The 7,006-nt window shown below is 72.9% G+C and carries 5 protein-coding genes; 4 read left to right on the top strand and 1 reads right to left on the bottom strand.

What is annotated here, in order from left to right:
• Positions 1 to 52 precede the first annotated feature (52 nt).
• Together FNH09_RS43165 and FNH09_RS43160 are read left to right on the top strand one after the other, a co-directional pair.
• Positions 53 to 1,600, top strand: a complete 1,548-nt coding sequence (locus FNH09_RS43165) for an FAD-binding oxidoreductase (RefSeq protein WP_338017856.1) — start codon at positions 53 to 55, stop codon at positions 1,598 to 1,600.
• A gap of 31 nt (positions 1,601 to 1,631) precedes the next feature.
• Positions 1,632 to 3,227, top strand: a complete 1,596-nt coding sequence (locus FNH09_RS43160) for an FAD-dependent oxidoreductase (RefSeq protein ID WP_152895335.1) — start codon at positions 1,632 to 1,634, stop codon at positions 3,225 to 3,227.
• Positions 3,228 to 3,293: 66 nt separating this feature from the next.
• Here the strand turns inward: FNH09_RS43160 and FNH09_RS43155 are convergent, their stop codons facing one another.
• Complete coding sequence (locus FNH09_RS43155) at positions 3,294 to 3,728, bottom strand: winged helix-turn-helix transcriptional regulator (protein ID WP_152895334.1); 435 nt, start codon at positions 3,726 to 3,728, stop codon at positions 3,294 to 3,296.
• A gap of 137 nt (positions 3,729 to 3,865) precedes the next feature.
• Here FNH09_RS43155 and FNH09_RS43150 point away from each other — a divergent pair, with 137 nt between their 5' ends.
• Both FNH09_RS43150 and FNH09_RS43145 read left to right on the top strand, forming a co-directional pair.
• A complete protein-coding gene (locus FNH09_RS43150) occupies positions 3,866 to 5,350 on the top strand; it encodes an MFS transporter (RefSeq protein ID WP_152895333.1) in 1,485 nt (494 codons plus the stop codon).
• Between the two features lie 229 nt (positions 5,351 to 5,579).
• On the top strand, positions 5,580 to 7,006 hold a 1,427-nt coding region (locus FNH09_RS43145; protein WP_162469965.1), incomplete at its 3' end, for an AAA family ATPase.

Here is a 7,006-nt window from a genome sequence, read left to right as displayed (position 1 = left end):
CCCCCGGCCCGGCGGCGCCCCCTCCTATCCATGACTCTCTTCGAGGAGTGCTGTGTACACACGTCGAAACGTTCTCCGGGCCGGAGCTGGAGCAGGAGCCGGGCTGGCGCTGGCCGCGTCGGCCGCGGGGGCCGGTGCCGTCGCCGCGGGTGTGCCCGGTGCGGCCGTGGCCGACGCCGACTGGAGGGGGCTCGGAGCACGGCTCCAGGGCGACCTCGTGCTGCCCGCCGACGCCGGCTACGAGCTCGCCAAGCAGAACCAGTTCGCCGAGTTCGACGCCGTGCACCCGACGGCCGTCGCGTACTGCGCGAGTCCGGCGGACGTCCAGGCCTGCATAAGATTCGCCCGCGAGCAGGAGATATCCGTCCGCACACGCAGCGGCGGTCACAACTACCGCGGCTGGTCCACCGGCGAGGGCCTCGTCGTCGACGTGTCCCGCATCCGCCACGCCGTCGTCGGCACGTCCACGGTCCGCATCGGCCCGGGACTGCAGTCCGTCGACGCGCTGACCGCTCTCGCCCCGCACGGCAAGCAGATCATCTGCGGCACCTGCCCCACCGTCTGCCCCGGCGGCTTCCTCTCCGGCGGCGGCATCGGCTACCAGACCCGCAAGTTCGGCATGGGCCTGGACCACGTCAGGTCCGTCCAGCTCGTGCTCGCCGACGGCCGCCTGGTGCGCGCCTCGGCCTCGCAGAACCCCGACCTGTACTGGGCCCTGCGCGGCGCGGGCGGCGGCAACTTCGGCGTCGTGACCGAGTACGAGGTCACCCCCATCGACGCGCCGCGCATGGTCGTCTTCGACACCACCTGGTCCTGGGACCGCGCCGAGGAGGTCTTCGCCGCCTGGCAGACCTGGCAGCTCAGCAGCCCCCTCGCCCTGGGCTCCGCCCTCATCTTCATGCTCCCGGACGCAGCCCCCGGCGAGGTCCCGCAGATCATCGTCACCGGCGGCTACCACGGCTTGGCGGCCGACGCGGACGCCGCCCTGGACCGGCTGACCTCCCTGGTCGGCGCCCAGCCGACCAGCCGGTCCGCCACCGACCTGCCGTACCACGAGGCGATGAAGACGGCCTACGGCTGCGGCGACCTCACCCAGGACCAGTGCCACCGCGAGGGCACCGCCCCGGACGCGCTGCTGCACCGCGTCGGCTGGCTGCGCGAGGCCTACCGGTTCTTCGACAAGCCGTTCTCACCGACCGACCTGAACCGGATCGTCACGGCCTGGGACGCCGACCGCCGCCCGGGCCAGCGCCGCTTCCTGCACTGCATGTCCGTCGGCGGCGCCGCCAACAACGTGGCCCCTACCGCCACCGCCTTCCCGCACCGCTCCGCCAACTTCATCGTCGGCTTCACCACCCAGCTCGACCAGCCGACGCAGCCCGGCGACGAGCAGGCCGCGACCGCGTTCGTGGAGAGCGGCGCCGCGCTGCTCGACCCGCTGGGCGACGGCGCGTACGTCAACTTCCCCGGCTCCGAGCTGCCCGACTGGGCGACCCAGTACTACGGCGACAACTACCAGCGGCTGCTGGGCGTCAAGCGCCGTTACGACCCCCAGAACTTCTTCCGTCACCCCCGCTCCATCGGCAGCACCACGCAGTGACGCCACGCCCCCCGACCAAGGAGAACTGATCATGAGTAACCCGACGGGCCGCCGCACCGCCGTGGTCATCGGCGCCGGCATCGCGGGTCTGACCGCTGCCAAGTCGCTGTCCCAGGCGTTCGACACCGTCGTGGTCGTCGACCGCGACGAGCTGCCGGACGGCGGCCGGCCGCGCCGCGGCGTGCCGCAGGGCCAGCACTCGCACGTCCTGCTCGTGGCGGGCCAGCGCGCCCTGGAGGAGCTCTTCCCGGGCCTGGGCGAGGAGCTCGTCGCGGCCGGCGCCCAGGTCTTCGACTCCGGCGCGGACCTCCACCTCTACCGGCTCGGCGCGGCCTGGAACCCGGTGCACAGCGGGCAGCCGTTCGTCTCCATGAGCCGCCCGCTGCTGGAGTACACGATCCGCCGCCGCGTCCAGGCGCTGCCCAACGTCACGGTCCGCCCCAACACTTCGGTGTCCGGGCTCGGCGGCGCGGACGGCCGCGTCACCGAGGTGCTCCTGGACGGCGAGCGGCTCTCCGCCGACCTGGTCGTAGACACCACCGGCCGCGGCAGCCGCTCCGACCGCTGGCTGGCCGCCCTGGGCTTTCCCACCCCGGAGGTGGAGGAGGTCAAGGTCAACGTCGGCTACGTCAGCCGCATCTACCGGCACACGCCCGGCGACCTCGACGTGAAGGCCGCGTTCGTGCAGCCCACCCCGCCCGCCGAGAAGCGCATCGGCGCCGCACTGCTGATCGAGGACGACCAGTGGCTGGTCTCGGTCGGCGGCTGGCACCGCGACTACCCGGCCGCCACCGAGGACGGCTTCCTGGCGCACGCGGAGAGCCTGCCGGACCCGATCATCGCCAAGCTGGTCCGCCAGGCCGAGCCGCTCACCGAGCCGGTCGCCTTCCAGTACCCCGCCAACCGGCGGCGGCACTTCGAGGAGCTGACGCAGGTGCCGGCCGGCTATCTGGCCCTCGGCGACGCCATCTGCAGCTTCAACCCCCTCTACGGGCAGGGCATGACCTGCGCCGCGCAGGAGGCGCTCGCCCTGGGCCGGCTGCTCGCCGAGCACGAGGGCGTCACGGCCGACCTGGCCCGCGCCTTCTACCAGGAGGCCGCGGGAGTGCTGTTCGTGCCGTGGCAGGCCGCCATCGGCGGGGACTTCGACTATGCCGAGACGGCCGGCCGGCGCCCGTACGCCGCCGAGCTGTTCGGCCGCTACTCCACCCAGGCACAGCTGGCCGCGCAGGTCTCCGGCGAGGTCCGCAAGGTCATCCTCTCGGTGCAGCACCTGCTCGCGTCGCCGATGGCCCTGTGGGAGCCCTCGCTGACCGCCGAGATCGTGCGCGCCGCCCGGCACGAACCCGAGGGCACACAGCCGCAGTTCGGTCACGGCGGCCACGGGCGTCCCCTGTGGACGGCCGAGGACCGCGACGCCGAGCGGATCAGGGCCGCACTGCGCGAAGCGGGCCTTGTGGAGTTCTCCGACAAGGCGCCCGGCTTCGCGGTCGAGGGCGGCGCGCCGATCCTGGTCGCCCGCCTCGACGGGGGCGACCGCGACGACTACGTCGCACCGATCACCGCGGCCGGCTTCACCGCGGCCGCCGACCCCGAGGACCCGACCCTCCTGCGCGTGACGGCGTAGGGCGGCAACGGCGTCCAGGAGAAAGGGGAGTCGACGGCCGTGAACGGCTCGCGGGAGACCCGCGGCTCAGCGCGCGGCGCCCGCCGGCTCCTCCTCCTGGGCGGCGGCGAGGGCGGCGCTGTCGTAGGCCGCCCGGGCCGCGGTGACGAAGCTGCGGTTGCGCTCCGCCCAGTCCATCAGCGTGACGAAGGCGTCGTGCAGTTCACGCGCGCTGTCGGTGACGCTGTAGACGACCTTCGCCGGGACGGTGGGGTAGACGGTGCGCACCAGCAGCCCGTCCCGCTCCAGGCTGCGCAGGGTCAGGGTGAGCATGCGCCGGCTGATGCCGGGGATGGTGCGCTCCAGTTCGGTGAAGCGGACCGGTTTCTCGGCCGCCGCCAGGACGATCTGGATGCTCCACTTGCCGCTGATCCGGTCCAGCACCTCCCGCACCGGACAGGCGTCTTCGTCGACCCCGGCCTCCGCGACCTGGTCCGTTACACCGGTGTTCCGTTGGGACATAAAAGTGCCTCCTTCCCTGTCAGGCCATCGTTACAGATGATGGTGTCAGTAACAAGACGTAACGTCAGCGCACCAACTGATACCTGACTGAACACCCATATCAACCAAGCAATCCCCCCAGAAAGGAAAAACGGCATATGTCTGCCTCGTCGCCTGCCCGGTCCGCCGGGCGGTCGGGTACGAAGATGGCGCTGCTGGCGTTCTGCATGCTCATCTTCTCCGTCGACTACAACATCGTGTACGTCGCGCTGCCGGAGATCGGCCGTGAAGTCGGCTTCTCGGCACAGTCCCTGCAGTGGGTGGTCAGCGCGTACTCGGTCGGTCTCGGCGGCGCGCTGCTCATCGGCGGCCGCGCGGTGGACCGCCTCGGCGCCCGCCGGATCCTGGTGCTCGCCCTCGGCCTGTACGGCGTCGCCTCGATGGCCGGCGGCCTGGCCGGCTCCCCGGGTCTGCTGATCGCCGCGCGTGTGGTCCAGGGCCTGGGCGGCGCGCTGCTCTTCCCGGCCACCCTGTCGCTGATCAACACCAGCTTCACGGAGGACGCCGAGCGCAACAAGGCCTACGCCTGGTGGGGCACCGCCGGTGCCTCCGGCGCCATCATCGGCTCCATGGTCGGCGGTCTGCTCACCAACTACCTGGGCTGGGAGTGGGTGTTCTTCGTGAACGTCCCGCTGTGCCTGCTCGCCATCGCCGGCCTGCTGTCGAACTTCGACGCCGACGCGGTGCAGGGCGACTCCCGCGGCTTCGACCTGCCGGGCGCGCTGCTCGCCACCGGTGCCTCGACCCTGCTGGTCTTCGGCCTGATCAGCGGCCCCGAGGCCGGCTGGGGCTCGGCCCGCACCATCATCGTGCTGGCCGCCGGCCTGGCGCTGGGCGTCGGCTTCTTCGCGCTTGAGTCCCGTACGGCCGACCCGCTCGCCCCGTCCCGCCTGTTCGGCTACCGCGGCCTGCTGACGGCGATCCTGATCATCTTCGTCTTCCAGGGCGCCATCAACACCCTGCACTACCTGTTCTTCATCCAGCTCCAGGATGTCATGGGCTACAGCCCGCTCCAGGCCGGCCTCGCCTTCCTGCCGATGAGCGCGGTCGCCATGCTCGGCTCCAACAAGCTCCTGCCGCTGGTGGTCAAGCGCTGGGGTCTGCGCACCGCGCTCTTCGCCGGCATGATCGGTGTCGGCACGGCGATGATCGTGCTCGCGGCCTCCATGTCCACCAGCCACAGCTTCTGGCCGCTGCTCCCGGCGGTCCTGCTGTGGGGCCTGTTCGCCGGCATGATCTATCCGGCGATGTTCATGGCCGCCGGCTCGGACGCCGCCCCCGACGAGCAGGGCGTCGCCTCCGCCCTGGCCCAGACCTCCGCCCAGATCGGCGGCGCGATGGGCATGGCGGCCCTGATCGCGGTCGCCAACTCCGGCCTCGACCTCGGCGAGGGCGCGGTCAACCCGGTCTCCGACGTGGTCAATGGCCTCCAGCTGTCGGCCCTGGTCGGTGGCGTGGCGGCCATCGCCGGCGCGTTCCTGGCCTTCCGCGTCAAGTCCCAGAAGGCACCGGCCCAGCAGGCCGACGCCCCCGCCGCGGCGGAGGTGCCCGACCAGACGCCCGCACCCCAGACGGTCAACTGACCTCAAGGGACCCGCTCGTATCCCGTCCCCGACCCACTCGCCCGCCGGCGCCCGTGCGCCGGCGGGCGATGGCGTGCGCGGACACCGGCCCCGGCCGGTGGCCGGCCAGTTCCCCATGGGTTGGCCGACCGGTTCCCGGCCCGTTGGCCGACCGGTTCCCCGCCGATGGCCCCGCCCTGCCGATAGTGGTCACGGGCCGCGAACGGCCACCACGTCTGGGGGATCAGCCATGCTTGTCGAACGCGAGGAACATCTGGATCGGCTGCGCCGCGTCCAGGAGGCCGCGCTCGCCGGGAGGGGCCAGCTGGCGCTCATCGAGGGCCCGTCCGCGACCGGCAGGACGCAACTGCTGCACGCCTTCGCCGACCGCGCCGAGGCGGCCGGCTTCCGGCTGCTGCACGCCCTGTGCTCCCGGCCCGAGCGCACCCGCGCCCACGGGGTGGTCGACCAGCTGCTGCGCTACGACGCCCCGCCCGGCCACCACACCACGGCACGCTCCGTCGACGAGCTGTGGACGGCGCTGCTGGAACGCTCCGCGACAAGCCCGCTGCTCATCGCCGTCGATGACGTCCAGCACGCCGACGAGCCCTCCCTGCGGATGCTGCTGCAGCTCTCCCACCGGCTGCGCTCGGCCCGCACCGCCATCGTGTTCACCGACAACACCGACGTGGCCCCCCTCAGCCCCCAGCTGCGCGCGGAACTGCTGCGCCGGCCAGGGCTCACCCGGCTCAAGGCCGCCCCCCTCAGCGAGGCGGCCGTCACCGCATTCCTCGCCCCGCGCCTGGGACCTGAGACCGCACGCCGCCTCACCCCGCACTTCCACCAGGCCACCGGCGGCATCCCGCTGCTGCTGACGGCCCTCGCCGACGACTGGGAGAACGGCGACGACGAGAGCATCGGCCCCGCCTACTGCCTGGCCGCTCTCAGCTGCCTGCACCGCGGGGACGAGGCCGCCCTCGCCCTGGCCCGCGCCCTGGCGGTACTCGGCCCCGACGCCGACGACGACACGGTCAGCGCCCTGGCCGGCGTCCCCCTCGAACCGTCCCTGCGCGCGATGACCACCATCGGACTCCTGCTGCCCGACACCTCGCTGCGCCACCCCGAGGTCCGCCAGGCGATCCTGGACGACCTCCCGCCACGCGAACTGTCCGCCCTGCACCGGCGGGCCGCCGCACTGCGCTACGACGGCGGCGCGCCGGCCGGCCGGGTCGCCCGGCACCTGCTGGCCGCCGGGCGCGCCGACGAACCCTGGGCGGTACGGGTGCTGCTGGAGGCCGCCGACCAGGAACTGCTCGCCGACCGGCCCGACGCGGCCGGGGTCTGCCTGGAACTCGCCCAGCGCTCCAGCGGCGATCTGAGCGAACGCGCCGAGATCCTCGCCCGCCTGGCCCACACCGAGTTCCAGTCCGACCCGGCCACCGCGGCCCGCAACCTGCCACAGCTCCTCACCGCCGACCGGGCCGGCCGGCTGCGGTTCGCCGAATCGGCGCTGCTGATACGGCACCTGCTGTGGCACGGCCGGATGGCGGACGCGGCCGAGGCGATCGCCCGGCTGCGCACCAAAGCCCCGGCGCAGACGACAGCCCCGGGGGAGGAGAGCGACCTGGAGCAGTGGCTGAGCTGGGCACACCCGCCGCTCGCCCGCCCGGCCCGCAC

It is taken from the genome of Streptomyces adustus (genome assembly GCF_009377175.1).
Lineage (GTDB): Bacteria > Actinomycetota > Actinomycetes > Streptomycetales > Streptomycetaceae > Streptomyces > Streptomyces adustus.
This window is presented reverse-complemented; position numbering and strand designations above follow the sequence as displayed.